Source organism: Arthrobacter sp. 01T419, assembly GCF_056398865.1.
In genome coordinates this window covers 155,017-169,743 of record NZ_JBFTQF010000015.1, presented here as the reverse complement: position 1 = coordinate 169,743, position 14,727 = coordinate 155,017, and the positions used below count along the sequence as shown (strand labels likewise).

Genomic DNA, 14,727 nt, shown 5'->3' with positions numbered 1-14,727 from the left:
GCCGTTCAGGCGCCGTTTCGCGAGTAGTGAAGCAAAACCACGCCGTTGCGGAAGGTGCGCGTCCCCTCAAGCCTGAGGTCCATCCGGACTCCAGGATCCTCGAACAGCGGCCGGCCCTGCCCGAGGACAATGGGATTTACGCGAATCCGGAATTCGTCGATCAAGCCGTGCCGCATTAGCGCGGAAGCCACCTTGGCGCCGCTCAGGACGATGTCGCCGCCGGGCTGCGCCTTCAGTTCCGCTATTTGTTCAGGCACGACGTCGTGAATCACCGTGGTGTTGGAGTCTGCCTGGGCCAGGGTCCGCGAAAACACGAACTTGGGCATCTCGCGCCAGATCCCGGCGAACTCGAGCATGGGCGCCGAGAGGTCGGCATTCTGATCGGCCGTGTTCCAGAAATCGGCCATCACACCGTAAGTGATGCGCCCGAACATGAAGGCTCCCATCCCTCGGAACTGCTCGTTCAAAAAACCGAGGAGTTCGTCATCGACGAGGTGCCAGCTGATGTCCCGGTCGAGCGTCTCGAAGAATCCATCCAAAGAAACCGACATCATCAGGATGATCTTTCGCATTCGAGTACCTCCGGGGGCGCCGAAAGGCGACGTGGCCGCCGTCGTTCTTTCCAGTGAAGCACCCCGGGATCCGGTGGAACAGGCCGTGATCGGGACCCCACCCTAGAGGCGCGCCAGTCGGGTTGCCAGGTGAAACGCTACCAGCCGGCCCGTTCCGCGCGGGTCTCCGCCGCATAACTCGAAAATCCGTTGGAGCCGGTGGTGCATCGACTGCCGTTCCAAGTGCAGTTCCCGTGCCGCTTGCGCGGTATTGCAACCGGTATCGAGCCATACCGCCAACGTCAGCATCAGTTCCGAGCGCCGCTGCTCGTCATGCTCGACGACGGCGCCAAGCTGCCGCCGCACGAATCCCTCGCGGGTGGCCGCGTCGAGGCTTTCTTCTGCCAAGCGCTCCACGGCGAAGTCCTCGGCGTCCACCACGCCCCAGCCGGTTCCTGACGCGTATCCGGGCCCGGTCCCAGCGTTCGCGATGAGTTCGAGCGTCAGGCGTGCCTCCGCAAGCGACCATGAAGCCTCTCCGATTCCTTGCGCCAAAGGACCCACCGATATGGCTGAGCCGTCCGGGACATCCAGGGCCTGAAGCGCCTGCATGAGCGTCATGCGCGAAGCTACTGCCGCGGACTGGGGGAGTGCCGCAAGCGCGATCAACTCGGCGTTGTCCGCATAGCTCGCACTTTGCGAAACCGCATCGTGCAGAATTCCGTCCACCTGTGTCCGGAGCTGTCCGGCCGCTGAGGAACGCACCACGACGGCGACTACCGGATTGCTGGCGGGAAAGCCCGAGGCCGGCCCCAATTGCTGGAGGCGCCATGATTGGGTCCCCGAACTGATGGCCCGCATGAGTTCTATGCCGGCGAGCTCCTTGAGCCCGGGTGGCATCCGCTGCAGCAGTGCCAAGCCGAGGATATCGACGCACCGCTCGCCGGCCACCCGGGCGAGGTTGGCGTCGCCGTCGTCGGGCACTTCCAACTCCAGGCGGGCGGCCAGCACGCCGCGGACGGGCACATCGACGGTGGTGACGGTGCTGGGACCGGGCTGGCCGGCCGCCGTTGCGCTTCCCAAGGTGATGCCCGACGGCGAGACGAGCCTTGCGCTGGCACCAGTCCGGCTGGCCAGCACGGCCAGGAGCTGGTCCAGTCCGCCGCCGTGCGCAAGTTCTGCCGCCATGGCATGGCTCGTTTCGTCTCCCAACTGCAATTGGGCCACCGATTCGCTGACCAGCAGCGAGTTGATGGCCTGCATGATGCCGACGAAGGGGGCCACTTTGCGCAATTCGATGATCGGCAGTCCGGCGTCCTGGCCGGCTTCGAGCATGGAGTCCGGTATCGCGGGCAGGAGCGGACCCGTTTCGATGGCCAGTGCGGTGATGCCGCGGGCCGCAAGCTGGCGGACGTAGTCCACGCGCCGCTCGTCTGAAGCCGTGGCGAGCGCCTGTCCGCCGCTCAGGAGCAGCTCCCCACCGCGCAGCAGGGGAGCGATGTCCAGCACTTCGCTCGAATGCACCCAGCGGAGTTGCCGTGACAGAGCATCGGGCACATCGGTCCGGAGGACTGGTTCCGCAGCTTTCAGGGTGGCGTGCTCGAAAGCATCGGCAAGCAACAATGACATGACACTCCGTAACTAATTGTGGAGAACTATCATACACATCGTATCTTGTTGCTGTGATGTGGGGCACATACATTGAAAGAGTCCCTTTCACACACGGAGGCTCCCCCCAATGCATGAGAACTTATCCACTGCGACGACGCCTGGGGCTGCAACGGCGCAGACCGACGTCGAACAGAACCTGCAGTCCATTCCCGAATCAGCGCGTACCCGCAGCGTAGCGGGCCAATTCTGGATCTGGGCAGGCGCAAACCTTGCCCCCATCAACTGGGTCCTCGGGGCCCTCGGCGTCCAGCTTGGACTGGGCTTTGCCGATACCGTCACCGTCCTGGTGGTGGGAAACCTGATCGGCATGGCACTGTTTGGCCTGTTTGTCCTCTTGGGGCAACGGACCGGTGCCACCGGCATGGTCCTGGCCCGGGCCGTCTTCGGCCGCCGCGGCAACTACCTCCCGAGCGCCATCCAGGCCCTCCTCGGAATCGGTTGGTGCGCCGTCAATACGTGGATCATCCTGGACCTGGTGATGGCGCTGCTTGGCAAGCTCGGCCTGGTCGACCCGGAGCAGCCGAATGTTGGACCTAAGATCCTGGTGGCCTTCCTGATCATGGCCGCCCAGGTCACCATCGCCTGGTTCGGCTACAAGGCGATCGCGGCTTTTGAAAAGTGGACCGTGCCGCCCACCATCGTGGTGCTGATCGCCATGTCCGCCGTTGCTTGGTTCGGCATGAACATCGATTGGGGCTACGCGGGCCCTCCCGGTGCTGTCCTTGAAGGCGGGGCGAGGATCGCGGCCATGACCACCGTCATGACGGTCATCGGTATTGGCTGGGGCATCACGTGGTTCACCTACGCGGCCGACTATTCACGATTCGTCAGCAAGTCCGTCCCCAAGCGGAAGGTCTACCTCGCCTCGGTATTCGGCCAATTCCTGCCGGTCGTATGGCTGGGCATCCTTGGAGCCAGCCTGGCCACGAAGAGCGGCACGGCCGACCCCGGCCACCTCATCGTCGACAATTTCGGTGTCCTGGCCATCCCGGTGCTCTTCCTGGTGCTGCATGGTCCCATCGCAACGAACATCCTGAACATCTACACGTTTTCTGTAGCTGCACAGGCGTTGGACATCAAAGCCAAGCGCCGTTCCTTAAACATTTTCGTCGGGTTCCTCGCCTTGGTCGGCGTCGTGTTCTTCATCCTGCAGGAGGACTTCGCCTCAACGCTGAGCACCTGGCTCGGCGGGCTCGTGGCCTGGGTGGCCGCGTGGGGAGGCATCATGCTGGTGCACTACCTCTGGGTGGACAAGCGCAACCCCGTGGGTGTCGAGCGCCTTTTCGACCCCGTGGGCACCCGGCGGCTCCCGGCATTCAACTGGGCAGGCATCACCGCGCTCTTGGTGGGCATCTTCGCCACGTGGCTGTTCATGTACGGCGTCCTGCCGATCATGCAGGGTCCCATCGCCACAGCCATGGGCGGCATTGACCTGTCCTGGCTGGCAGGCGGACTTGTCGCCGCGGCTGTCTACGGCGCTCTAGGCCCACGGGTGCATGCCCGATACCTTCGGTTGCCTTCTTCCGCAGCGACTTCCGCAGCCGCTCCGACGTCGCAGCCTCTCGCGGAAGACGCCGTCGCCAATCTGGTCAACGACTGAAAGGACCCCCGGTGACCACCAACGCTTTTCCTGACGAGGCGCACCCGATGACATGGCCGGAAGGTTTCCAGGCTGCGGCGTCGTTCACGTTCGACGTCGACGCCGAATCCTGCACCATCGCCCACGATCCGACGAGCACGCGGCGCATGTCCCTCATGAGCCACCAGTCCTACGGACCCAGAATCGCCGTCCCGCGGCTCCTGAAGATCCTCGAGCGCCAAGAGGTCCAGGGAACCTTCTTTATCCCGGGGTTCACGGCGGAAAGCTACCCGGACGTGGTCCGCCGGATCGTCGACGGCGGCCATGAAGTCGCCCACCACGGCTACCTGCACGAGCCCATGCAAGGAATCGACGCCGCCACCGAGGCCAGCTACCTGGACCGCGGGCTCGAAGCCATCGCGAAGGTGGCCGGGGTCCGGCCGTTGGGCTACAGGGCACCGTGGTGGGAGCTGAACTGGCATTCACCGGCCCTGCTCGCGGACCGTGGTTTCCTCTACGATTCAAGCCTGCTCGACGGCGATGCCCCCTACCGCATGGCGGTTACCCAGGGCGGTTCACAGGACAGTGATTCACGGGACATCGTGGAGATCCCCGTGGATTGGGCCTTGGACGATTGGGAACAATACGCGTTCTACCCCGGAGTGACAGGTAGTGGCGTCATCGAAAGCCCGGCCAAGGTCCTGGAGATGTGGACCCTGGAAGCCGAGGCCCACCACGCCCAAGGTAGTTGCTTCGTCTTGACCAACCACCCATTCATCTCCGGCCGCCCCTCCAAGGCCGTCGCGTTGGAACAACTGATCGAACGAGTCAAAGCCATGGACGGGATGTGGGTGACTACCTTGGAACAGATTGCCGAACACACCAAAGCCAGCCTGAGCGAGATCCACAGCCACGCCCGGATCGAGGTCCCGTCCTATCCAGGCGCCGGAGCCAACTTCAAGCCTGCCCGGGTGCGGGAAACTGCCCTGAACTAGGGATATGTCCAGCGTGCACGCGCGCACTCCCTTTGAGCATGCCCAGCCCTGACCAACAGCAGTGGACATAATGCCTAGACGTCCGTTGAGCATGTTCAGCGTAGGCGAGTAGCACTGGACATAGTGCTTAGGGTCCGTTGGACATGCCCAGCCTTGGTCTCAAGCAGTGGACATAGTACTCATATGTCCACTGCTCGAACCTAAGGCTGGGCATGTCCAGTGGTGGGCGCGGCAGATTTGGGCTGGAGGGCTAGTGGGCGGGGCGGGAGTGGGCCTGGGCTAGAGGTCGCTCCGGCATGGCGCGGATGCGAGCTTGTAGAGTCCGTTCAGGTCTCCGGCCGCTAAGCCGTCAGGAGCCCCGATTTCCGGGTACATGAGCTGGACTGGATCCTCTACGTGGTCAAGGCCCACCACATGGCCCAGTTCATGCTGAACCACCGCCGAGACGTAGTGGGCGCCCCCGGGGACGCCCAGGAGTTCCGTGATTTGCGGAGCGTCCAGGTCCAGGCTTCCCGTCACGTAGCTCTTGGGGCCGGAGCCAAAGCTGTACATGGTGCTGCCGCCGGTGCCTATGACGGATCCAGCCAATGCCGGGGCGGCTTCGGGAGTGGTCCAGGAAATCAGCAGGGGCGCCCATCGATCCCCGTAGAGCGCTGGCTGGTATGGCTTGCGCTTCTCGGAAGGGTTTTCCGTGCTGGCGCCGTCGTCGACGAATTTGAGGCCGGTGGCTGCCGCGATCTTGGCGATGGCGTCGGCGATGAGCCCCTCGGACCCGGCAGGGGCGAGGGCCGCGTTGACTACGTAGTGCAGTGGCCGGCATGGAGAGTAGCCCACTGGTGTGCCGTCGGCGTTGGTGGCCAAGAATTTGTAGGAGGTGCTTGCCCCGGCTGGCTTGCTGGGGGAGCCGAGCGCGTGGCCGGCTTCTTCCAAGCCTGGTGGCGGGGTATCCGGGGCACGCGCGGCTTTTCGCGCCCCTTGTCCGGGAGCTGTGCTCTGCCCTGGATCGGCGCCCTGGGCGGAGTTGGTGCTTGGCGGCTGTGCCGAGGAACCCAGGTTCGGAAGCAGTCCCATGATGCGGGGATCGCCCCGGAGGAAACCGCTCACAAGCACGGCCACGGCCGCGACGATCGCCACCACCATCAAGTTTCGGAAGAGCGCGACGGCGGTACTGGACCGCCGCCCGGGAGGCGTCGGACCGCCGTCGTACCCGTAGTTCGAATGCAAGCCTTCCCCCAAGTCCCTGATCCCCGCGTCCCAAGCGGGCAAGCGCTACTAACCGATGACAGCGCCGAAGACGAGGCCCAGCCCATATGTGGCCGCGGCCGCACCGAGTCCGATGGCGAGCTGCCGGAGGCCGCGGGTCAGCGGTGAAGTTCCGGACAACAGGCCGACGACGGCGCCAGTCGACAGAAGCGCGATGCCCACCAGCGTACCGGCCACAGCCAGCGCAGCGAAGCCCGTCATGCCGAAGAGGAACGGCAGGATCGGCACAATGGCGCCCGAGGCGAAGAAGCAGAAGCTGGAGATGGCAGCACCCCAGGCGGAGCCGACGGCCTCGTGCTCATTCACCGTTTCCTCCACTTCTGGGTGGAGCGACAGGCTGGGATCGCAATCGCAGCTGTAGAGTCCCATGCGTTCGGCAGCCCGGTGTTCGGCGGCTTCGTGCGACATGCCCCGTGCCAGATACACCAGGACCAGCTCATTGTGTTCGATGTCCAGGGACGGGGCTGCAGTCAACGTGGCCTGGGTGGGACGGGTGGCCTTGAGGAGCTCCAGTTGCGAGCGGACCGAGACATATTCGCCGGCGCCCATGGAGAGGGCGCCTGCCAAGAGGCCCGCAATGCCGCTGAAGAGGACCACCGTGGCGGGCACACCGGTGGCGGCCATGCCCATGACGAGGGAAAGGTTGCTGACCAGGCCATCGTTGGCACCGAATACCGCGGCCCGGAAGGTGCCGGACAACCTGTTGCGGCCGCGTGTCGCCAAGCCGCGGACTACCTCTTCATGGATCTGTTCGTCGGCCGCCATGGCGCGGGTTGCCGCGGGATCCTTCGCGTAAGGGGAGCGGCCTTCCGCCCTTTGCGCGAGGGCCAAGACGAACACAGAACCGAAATTCCGTGCCAGGAAGCCAAGCATCTGGCTACGGGTGGAGGCAGCTTTCGGCATGCCTGCGTGTTCGCCAAGGAGCTTGAGCCAGTGTGCCTCGTGGCGGCCTTCGGCCTCTGCGAGGGCCAGAAGGATCTCGCGTTCCTCACCCTCGCGGCGCTGAGCCAGTTCGCGGTATACGGCGGCCTCGGCGCGTTCGTCGGCCAAGTACTGCCGCCAGCGCTTGATGTCCGACGACGGCGGGGGAGACTTGGTGGCTGCTGCGTCTTGCGATGGACTGCTTGAGTCCAACGGACTGTCTGAATGCGGGGTTTTTGCGTGCGGGTGCACCGGGACTCCTGGGTTGCTGGGGCGGGCTTCATCGCCTCATTGCACGTCCACTTTATCGCCAATTTTCGCGGTTTTTCGGCCGGTAATCCTTACTCGACGTTTTAGGTACGCCTCAAAAACGGAGGGGCCCCCGCGAGGCCTTGACCACCGGATGGGGCAGTGCTGGGATGGATGGACAGGGTCCACGAATTGGCGGGGTGGCGTGGTGACCGGCTGCCTGATCTGCCTGGCGATGGGCTCAGCGGCACGTCAAACGGAGGTTGCACCATGGACAGCACCGAGACCCACGCCCGCCACCCCGACCGTCCCACGGTCGAGGCCGATCCCGCCTACGACTACAGCGAGGACCTGGAGGTGGACGAGGACTGGGAAGAACAATCCGAGGTCCTCGACGACGACGAACGGCCCGTTCCGCTCGACGTCGACGAACACCGTGAGGACGAAGAACTCGAATAGTACCGGTTAGCCCGGAGCCTTGGGCTTTCTAAAACGCGCTCAGGATGAAGTGACGCTCTACGCCCGCCCGGTGCCCGGTGGCGGCCACTGTGAGCGTGAGCTTCCGCGTGGCCGGGAACCAGCGGGCAGGCTGGACTGCTTGTGAGAGGGCTTGGGTGATGAGTCGCGGCTCGTGATGCCAGTGGCGTTCCAGCCGGCCATCCACCACGAACGTGATGGAACCTTGGGAGAGGTCGACGCCGGGAATCACCCGGACGAATTCGTCAACCCGCCTGGCGCGGGGCGCGGCCAAGGTGCCTGGCTGTGCGGTGTGGCTGGCTGTGGCTCTAGCGCCGGTTTCCAAAGGCATTGCCTTCTCCTGGTGGAGTTGCTCTTGCCCGCTCGGTTGTCTCTGGTCCGGGTCGGGCCGCTTCTTCATCCGAACCACCCGTGAACATGGGGTTGGCGTATGGCAAGTCGGAGCTTGGCGCCACATCTCTTGAAGCTGTTCCTACTGTACAGGCAGGCCAGCCCTCGGCGCCTCTGTATTAAAGCCCCCTGCGCCTCTCTATTAAGGACTCCAAACACAGCAGCGGCGCCGCAGCCCTCCCGAAAGAAGGTGCGGCGCCGCCGTCGTGATTAACTCTTTGAAGCTAGTGCGTGGCCACCGGGTGGGCCTCCAGGGGGAGTTCCTCGGTAACCGCTCCGGCAACGCGGCGGTCCCAGGCTTCGCGGACCTCGGGCTCGGTGGGGGGCGTCAGGAGGGAGACGACCACGTAGATGACAAACGAGGCGCCGAGGCCCCAGTAGATGGGATCGTTGGCGTAGACGCCGTCTTCGCTGGGGATGATTCCCGTGGCGTAGCCGATGAGCAAGCCCAAAGTCAGGACAGAGCCGACGGCCATGGACCACGCAGCGGCGATGCCCGTGCCGCGCTTCCAGACCAGGCCACCCAGGATGGCGATCAGGAGGCCACCCACCAGGATGTCGTAGGCGATGGTCAGGGCGACCACGACGTCTTGCGCCGCCATGGAGATCAACACGGCCACGATGCCCAGGCCGAGTACCCAGTAGCGGTTGGCCTTGACGTCGTGCTCGGGGTTTTCGGTGTCATCGGTGTTGATCGTCTTGCCAAACCAGCTGGCCACGAACGGGACCACGTCGGCGCGGGCCACGGTGGCTGCTGCGATGAGGGCGCCGGAGGCGGTGGACATCATGGCGGCGACTGCTGCGGCCATGACGAGGCCGCCGATACCGATGGGCAGGATGTGCGTTGCCACCTCGGCGTAGACGACGTCCTTGCCGAGTGCCTTGACGTCGATGTTGGGCAAGGCCACGCGGGCGGCCAGGCCGATCAGGGCGCCGGCGACGCCGTAGAGGACGCAGTAGATGCCGGCAGTGGCGCCGCCCCAACGGGCCACCTTCGGGGTCTTGGCGGTGAAGACGCGCTGCCAGATGTCCTGGCCGATCAGCAGGCCAAGGGTGTAGACCACGAAGTACGTGATGATGGTCTGCGCTCCGATGCCGTCCAGCTGGAAGAAGCTGGCGTCAACACGGGCACGGATCCCGTCGAGGCCGCCTGCGGCGTTGAGGACGAACGGGAGCATGAGGAAGAAGATGCCCACCGTCTTGATGATGAACTGCACCTGGTCGGCGAGGGTGATGGACCACATGCCGCCGATGGTGGAGTAGACCAGGACGATCGCGCCGCCGACGGCGATGGCCAGCCAGCGCTCCCAGCCGAAGAGGACAACGAAGATGGTGGCGTAGGCACCCGTCGACGTGGCACACAGCATGAGGGTGTAGGCGAGCATGACGATGCCCGAGGTCTGCGTGGCACGCTGGCCGTAGCGCAGGCTCAGCATCTGGGAGACCGTGTAGATCTTCAGCCGTTGGATCGTGCCGGCGAAAAGCAGGCTCAGGAGGAGCACGCCCGAGCCGATGGCCACTACGAGCCACATGCCCGAGATGCCGAACTTGTAGCCGAGGCCGACGCCGCCAACCGTCGATGCACCGCCGAGGACGACGGCGGCCATGGTGCCGGTGTAGAGCATCGGACCGAGGCGGCGTCCTGCCACCAGGAAGTCGCTGTTGTTCTTGGTGCGCGACTTGCCCCACCAGCCGAAGGCCAGCATGGCAAGCAAATACACCACCACGATCGCAATATTGATGAAGTCCATGGTTGGCTCCTGAAAGTGATGCACAGAGAGTTCTTGGGGATTCCGACGCCGGTCCCGCTGGGTATTGTTGCGGGTTTGCGGAAGGCCTCTGCGCTGGTGATTGGGGAGAGTAGTCTGTGAAGTGTGCCTCACAAACAACACTTGTTGCCTATGAGAATACGTAGTGATGCGAGTAACAGTCAAGACGCCGGCGTCCCCGCGAGGTGCTCCAGCGTTGCCGACTCTCTCCAAAAAAGACCCGCCCCGCCAGCGATCCGGCTACTATTGCTGCAATGACAGGGCCGCAGCAACGGCCTGAAAGGTTCGTGAATGAAGGCTCTCCCCGTTGAACCGAGCAACGTACCCGTTGCCATCGGTTCCAGAATTCGTGCCGCCCGCCAATCGCAGCGGCTCACCATCGAACAGGTTGCGGATGCCACCGGCTTGACCAAGGGTTTCCTGAGCCGCGTCGAGCGGGACCTGACATCGCCGTCGGTTGCTTCGCTTGTGACGCTTTGCCAAGTCCTTTCGGTATCCATCGGCGAGCTTTTTGCCGCGCCGGAAACACATTTGACCAGGCGCGACGACGGTCCGCGGATTTCGCTTGGCGGGCAAGGGATCGTGGAACGGCTCTTGACGGCCCGCTCGGAGCGGCGCTTGCAGATTCTGCAGGCCTCCATCGAGCCCCGCGGCCGGGGAGAAGCCGAGCTTTACGCCGTTGATTGCGATGTCGATGTCCTGCATGTGGTCAAGGGACGCATCAAGCTGATCCTCACCAACGAGGAGTATGACCTCGAAGAGGGAGACACCCTATCCTTCCCGGGGCGCGAACCCCACACCTGGGTCAACCCCACGGACGAGCCTGTCGAGGTGCTCTGGATCCTGGTGCCGGCAGCGAGCCGCTGACGCCGTAGCCGCTGACGCCGCAGCCGTCTGACGCTGGCTGCGGCCATTGATGCTGGCTCCTTGCGGCGCCCGGCGCGTAACAAGCCGGAAACCTGGCTGACTTCAGAAGTTAACCCACGGACGTTCTGTGTTACGTGCTTGAAATGATTCGTGCCGGATGCCGAAACAGGGCGGCTGTACCTTCGAGTCAACGCAACTCGTCAAGGTCGGTACCTCGTTAGGTATCAGGACCTGTTCGTTTTAAAAAATGGTCTCGCCGTGCAGGCGCCATGGAGCGCCGTATATGCAGGAAGGCTCCCAAAATGGACTCAGCATTTCTTAGCGTAGGGCTGGATGTGAATCCCCAGACCCTGGATCCCGGCGCCACAGCCTGGATGCTTGCAGCTTCCGCCCTCGTACTTCTCATGACGCCAGGTTTGGCGTTCTTCTACGGCGGCCTGGTCAGGATGAAATCCGTCCTCAACATCATGATGATGAGCTTTGGCGCCATTGGCGTGGTCGCGGTGGTATGGGCCCTGTGGGGCTACGGACTCGCGTTCGGCCCGGATACCTTGGGCGGCTTCATTGGGGACCCGTTCGCAAACTTCGGACTCAGCGGTTTGGCCAGTGTCATCGGCGGGAAAGCCCCCGGGCTGCCGGACATGGTCTTCATCGGATTCCAGGCCACTTTCGCCATCATCACGGTCGCCCTCATCAGCGGCGCGGTGGCTGAACGCGTGAGGTTTGGTCCGTGGCTGTTGTTTGCCGGCCTCTGGGTCACTCTCGTCTACGCGCCCATTGCCCACTGGGTCTGGGGTGGTGGCCTCTTCGGATCCACCGGGATCATCGGCAGCAAGATCTCGGCCCTCGACTTTGCCGGTGGCACCGTGGTGCACATGAACGCAGGCATGGCCGGGCTGATGCTTGCAGTAGTGCTCGGCAAACGGCTCGGATTCATGAAGGATCCCAACATCAGGCCGCACAACCTCCCCTTCGTGATGCTCGGGGCAGGACTGTTGTGGTTCGGTTGGTTCGGCTTCAACGCTGGTTCGGAACTGGCTGCTGATGGAATTGCCGCGCTGGCCTGGACAAACACCCTCCTGGCCACCAGTGCTGCGCTCCTCGGCTGGCTCCTTGTCGAGAGGCTCCGCGATGGCCACGCGACATCACTCGGTGCCGCATCCGGCGCCGTCGCGGGCTTGGTAGCAGTCACCCCGGCGTGCGGATTCGTGGACCCCGTGGGCGCAATCGTCATCGGCGTGATCGCCGGCGCCGTCTGCGCGCTGGCCATCGGCCTGAAGTTCAAGATCGGCCTGGACGATTCCCTGGACGTCGTTGCCGTTCACTTCGTCGGAGGCCTGTGGGGGACCCTGTCCCTCGGATTCTTCGCCGTACCCTCGGCCAAGACTGAAGGTGGCCTTTTCTACGGTGGCGGCTTGACCCAGTTCTGGCCCCAGATATTGACGGCTCTGGTGGTCACCGCGTGGACGGCGATCATGACCACGCTCATTGGGCTGGCCATCCACAAGACAGTGGGCATGCGCGTCAAGGAGCACGAAGAACTGGCGGGCATCGATATCACTGAGCACGCGGAAACCGCCTACGAGCTGGCCATGGTCGGCGGAACATTCCACCCGGGTGAATCGAATGGCAAAACGCCCGTGACGGCGGGCACCGCCGAGGAAAGAGTCGAGGAAACGGAGCGGACCCGCAGCAGGGCCTCCACGTGAAGCTCGTTACCGCCATAGTGCGGCCGGAGAGGATCGACGAGGTCCGTGACGCCTTGGAACGTTTTGGGGTCAACGGGATGACGGTGAGCCAAGCGAACGGCTACGGCCAACAGCGCGGACACATCGAGGTCTACCGCGGCGCGGAGTACAACTCCGATCTCCTCCCGAAAATCCGGGTGGAGGTCCTGGCCACCGACGATCTGGTGGACGGAATCGTGGACGCCATCATCCCCCCCAACACTGCCATGTTTAGCCCACGTGCACCCATGGCCTGCGCGTGATGTCCGGTTCGGCCTCACGCAGCACTTCGCGCGTCACCGGGGCAATCTCGCCCTCGCCGAAGAACAGGAATTTGCTCAGGTTGGCAATCGGATTGCCTTCGGTCCAGCGGAAATAGATGTGCGGCATGAGACCCGTGACGTCGCGGATGTGGAGCAGCACCGCGGCCAACGTATTGGGCACGTTGTTGCTGTGGATCTCGAGGATCTTGAAGCCGTGCCGGCGCTTGCCTTCCACCAGGAGTTCCTGCTCAAAGTCGGAACTGTCATCCACGATGATTTCGATGAAGATCGCGTCGCTGTCTTCCGGCAGGTGGTTGGCCTTCTGGGCGTGCTGCAGCTTCAGCTGGTACCGGTCGGCGCTCAGCCGCTTGGGCTCGTGCGCGATGATCCGGATGGGACCTTCCTCATTCGCGGCAGTGAATTCGAGCGCCGTCTGGTCCATCTTGATGTGCGTGGCGCGCAGTTCGAAGGAACGGCGTACCCGCGACGCGAAGCTCACCAGGACAATGCCAAGGATGAACAGCGCCGCGATCCTGATGCCATCCGGGCGCTCCACCACATTGGCCACCGTGGTGTAGGCGAAGACGACGGCCACCGCGCCGAAAGCGATGGTCTTGCCCTTCTGCATCTTCCTGCGGGCCGACAGAGTGACGGCGATCGAAGCCGAGGTCATGAGGACCAGCACGCCAGTGGCATAGGCGCCGCCTTGGGCTTCCACATTGGCTTCGAAGACCAGCGTGATGATGAAGGCAACAGCAGTGAAGACCAGGACCAGTGGCCGGACGGCCTTGGTCCAGGCCGGGGCCATGCCGAAGCGCGGCAGGTAGCGGGGAACCAGGTTCAGCAGGCCGGCCATGGCGGAGGCGCCGGCAAACCACAGGATGGCGATGGTGCTGATGTCATAGACGGTGCCGAACCCGTCGCCGAGGTATTCGTGGGCGAGGAACGCGAGGGCGCGCCCGTTGGCCTTCCCGTCCGGCTGGAATTCGGCGGCCGGGATCAAGAACGTCGTGATGAAGCTCGAGGCCACCAGGAAGGCACTCATGATGAGCGCCGCCGTCGTGAGCAGTTTGTGGGTGCCGCGGATGCGGCCCGCGGGATTCTCTTCCGTGTCGCTCGGGCTGCCCTTGATCTGCGGCATCACCGCGACGCCGGTCTCGAAGCCTGAGAGGCCCAGGGCAAGTTTCGGGAAGACCAGGAGGGCGATTCCCACCATGATCAGCGGGTTGCCGTGTTGCTGGTTCAGGGCGGCCCACCAGTCGGTCACCACATGCGCCTCGGTCACCACGTGCGTCAGGCCGACAACGACGACGACGGCGTTCAGCACCAGATAGATGCCTACCAGTACGACGGCGACGTTGATGGCCTCCTTGAAGCCACGCAGGAACACGACGCCGAGACCCGCGATGAGCGCCAAGGTGATGGCGATTTCCTGTCCGTGGAGCCATTCCGGCGCGAACGGGTTTTCGATCGCGTGGGCGCTCGCGTCCGCGGCGGAGAGGGTCATGGTGATCATGAAGTCCGTGGCGGCGAAGCCCAGCAGCGCCAGGACGAAGAGTTTGCCGCCCCAGCGGGGGAGGAGGCGTTCGAGCATCGCGATGGAGCCTTCGCCGCGGGGGCTCTCGGAAGCAACCCGACGGTAGACCGGCAAGGCGCCGAGCAGGGTGACGGCAACCAAGACGATCGTGGCCAGCGGTGAGACGATGCCGGCGGCAAGTGCCGCAATGGCGGGCTGGTAGCCGAGCGTGGAGAAGTAGTCGACGCCGGTGAGGCACATGACCTTCCACCAAGACTGGGGCGTGTGGTCCTCATCCGGTTTTCCGTGCGGACCTTGCCGCTTTCCCGACGTCTCGGGCATTCCGTCGAGCAACCATCGCTTGAATTGCCCTGTGGGTTTGCGCCTGTCAGTGGGGTCGGCGGGCGGCCTGGTCAGCGTTGTCACATGGTCCTTTCGCGCAGCCTGGAAGCTGCTCCAGATGGAGCGTACGGGCGCGCTGGAGGCGAG

Annotated in this window: 13 protein-coding genes and 1 riboswitch; of the genes, 6 read left to right on the top strand and 7 right to left on the bottom strand. The window is 64.1% G+C overall.

Features of this window, described 5'->3' with window-relative positions; translation table 11 throughout:
* Nucleotides 1-5 precede the first annotated feature (5 nt).
* Complete coding sequence (locus AC1DLO_RS18750; RefSeq protein ID WP_476891645.1) at nucleotides 6-572, bottom strand: dihydrofolate reductase family protein; 567 nt, start codon at nucleotides 570-572, stop codon at nucleotides 6-8.
* 102 nt (nucleotides 573-674) lie between these two features.
* Entirely contained in the window at nucleotides 675-2,180 is a 1,506-nt protein-coding gene (locus tag AC1DLO_RS18745) for a PucR family transcriptional regulator (RefSeq protein ID WP_476891646.1), read from the bottom strand.
* 109 nt (nucleotides 2,181-2,289) lie between these two features.
* Here AC1DLO_RS18745 and AC1DLO_RS18740 point away from each other — a divergent pair, with 109 nt between their 5' ends.
* Together AC1DLO_RS18740 and AC1DLO_RS18735 are read left to right on the top strand one after the other, a co-directional pair.
* On the top strand, nucleotides 2,290-3,822 hold the full coding sequence (locus AC1DLO_RS18740; RefSeq protein WP_476891647.1) for a purine-cytosine permease family protein: 1,533 nt from the start codon (nucleotides 2,290-2,292) through the stop codon (nucleotides 3,820-3,822).
* Nucleotides 3,823-3,869: 47 nt separating this feature from the next.
* Entirely contained in the window at nucleotides 3,870-4,796 is a 927-nt protein-coding gene (locus AC1DLO_RS18735) for a polysaccharide deacetylase family protein (protein ID WP_476891696.1), read from the top strand.
* A 279-nt stretch (nucleotides 4,797-5,075) separates the two neighbouring features.
* Here AC1DLO_RS18735 and AC1DLO_RS18730 read toward each other — a convergent pair whose 3' ends face one another.
* Together AC1DLO_RS18730 and AC1DLO_RS18725 are read right to left on the bottom strand one after the other, a co-directional pair.
* Nucleotides 5,076-6,020 (bottom strand): matrixin family metalloprotease, encoded by a 945-nt coding sequence (locus AC1DLO_RS18730; protein ID WP_476891648.1) that lies wholly within the window; start codon nucleotides 6,018-6,020, stop codon nucleotides 5,076-5,078.
* 48 nt (nucleotides 6,021-6,068) lie between these two features.
* The gene (locus tag AC1DLO_RS18725) at nucleotides 6,069-7,193 is read right to left on the bottom strand and encodes a VIT1/CCC1 transporter family protein (RefSeq protein ID WP_476891697.1); all 1,125 of its coding nucleotides are present in this window, start codon (nucleotides 7,191-7,193) and stop codon (nucleotides 6,069-6,071) included.
* A 306-nt stretch (nucleotides 7,194-7,499) separates the two neighbouring features.
* Here AC1DLO_RS18725 and AC1DLO_RS18720 point away from each other — a divergent pair, with 306 nt between their 5' ends.
* Nucleotides 7,500-7,688 carry a hypothetical protein gene (locus AC1DLO_RS18720; protein ID WP_184737681.1) on the top strand — a complete coding sequence of 63 codons (189 nt, stop codon included), beginning with the start codon at nucleotides 7,500-7,502 and terminating at the stop codon, nucleotides 7,686-7,688.
* A 28-nt stretch (nucleotides 7,689-7,716) separates the two neighbouring features.
* Here the strand turns inward: AC1DLO_RS18720 and AC1DLO_RS18715 are convergent, their stop codons facing one another.
* Nucleotides 7,717-8,037, bottom strand: coding sequence for a hypothetical protein (locus AC1DLO_RS18715; protein ID WP_476891649.1), 321 nt, complete (start codon nucleotides 8,035-8,037; stop codon nucleotides 7,717-7,719).
* Between the two features lie 15 nt (nucleotides 8,038-8,052).
* Nucleotides 8,053-8,172, bottom strand: a riboswitch (SAM riboswitch).
* Between the two features lie 148 nt (nucleotides 8,173-8,320).
* Nucleotides 8,321-9,847 carry a sodium:solute symporter family protein gene (locus tag AC1DLO_RS18710; RefSeq protein WP_184737676.1) on the bottom strand — a complete coding sequence of 509 codons (1,527 nt, stop codon included), beginning with the start codon at nucleotides 9,845-9,847 and terminating at the stop codon, nucleotides 8,321-8,323.
* Between the two features lie 309 nt (nucleotides 9,848-10,156).
* On the opposite strand from AC1DLO_RS18710, the gene AC1DLO_RS18705 reads away from it, so the two are divergent.
* The 3 genes from AC1DLO_RS18705 (at nucleotide 10,157) to AC1DLO_RS18695 (ending at nucleotide 12,722) form a co-directional block, all read left to right on the top strand.
* Complete coding sequence (locus AC1DLO_RS18705) at nucleotides 10,157-10,732, top strand: helix-turn-helix domain-containing protein (RefSeq protein ID WP_184737674.1); 576 nt, start codon at nucleotides 10,157-10,159, stop codon at nucleotides 10,730-10,732.
* A gap of 302 nt (nucleotides 10,733-11,034) precedes the next feature.
* Nucleotides 11,035-12,441: an ammonium transporter gene (locus tag AC1DLO_RS18700; RefSeq protein WP_476891650.1), complete on the top strand. Its 1,407-nt coding sequence runs from the start codon at nucleotides 11,035-11,037 to the stop codon at nucleotides 12,439-12,441.
* Nucleotides 12,438-12,722: a P-II family nitrogen regulator gene (locus AC1DLO_RS18695; RefSeq protein ID WP_476914562.1), complete on the top strand. Its 285-nt coding sequence runs from the start codon at nucleotides 12,438-12,440 to the stop codon at nucleotides 12,720-12,722. The genes AC1DLO_RS18700 and AC1DLO_RS18695 overlap by 4 nt, the downstream gene beginning before the upstream one ends.
* On the opposite strand, the gene AC1DLO_RS18690 is transcribed toward AC1DLO_RS18695, so the two are convergent.
* A complete protein-coding gene (locus AC1DLO_RS18690; RefSeq protein WP_476914561.1) occupies nucleotides 12,691-14,664 on the bottom strand; it encodes an APC family permease in 1,974 nt (657 codons plus the stop codon). The two genes, AC1DLO_RS18695 and AC1DLO_RS18690, sit on opposite strands and share 32 nt — an antisense overlap.
* Nucleotides 14,665-14,727: the final 63 nt, after the last annotated feature.

Bases quoted from the DNA above. Each gene is read 5' to 3' on its own strand.
- AC1DLO_RS18750 (WP_476891645.1), bottom strand. From the start codon at position 572: ATGCGAAAGATCATCCTGATGATGTCGGTTTCTTTGGATGGATTCTTC.
- AC1DLO_RS18745 (WP_476891646.1), bottom strand. From the start codon at position 2,180: ATGTCATTGTTGCTTGCCGATGCTTTCGAGCACGCCACCCTGAAAGCT.
- AC1DLO_RS18740 (WP_476891647.1), top strand. From the start codon at position 2,290: ATGCATGAGAACTTATCCACTGCGACGACGCCTGGGGCTGCAACGGCG.
- AC1DLO_RS18735 (WP_476891696.1), top strand. From the start codon at position 3,870: ATGACATGGCCGGAAGGTTTCCAGGCTGCGGCGTCGTTCACGTTCGAC.
- AC1DLO_RS18720 (WP_184737681.1), top strand. From the start codon at position 7,500: ATGGACAGCACCGAGACCCACGCCCGCCACCCCGACCGTCCCACGGTC.
- AC1DLO_RS18715 (WP_476891649.1), bottom strand. From the start codon at position 8,037: ATGCCTTTGGAAACCGGCGCTAGAGCCACAGCCAGCCACACCGCACAG.
- AC1DLO_RS18710 (WP_184737676.1), bottom strand. From the start codon at position 9,847: ATGGACTTCATCAATATTGCGATCGTGGTGGTGTATTTGCTTGCCATG.
- AC1DLO_RS18705 (WP_184737674.1), top strand. From the start codon at position 10,157: ATGAAGGCTCTCCCCGTTGAACCGAGCAACGTACCCGTTGCCATCGGT.
- AC1DLO_RS18700 (WP_476891650.1), top strand. From the start codon at position 11,035: ATGGACTCAGCATTTCTTAGCGTAGGGCTGGATGTGAATCCCCAGACC.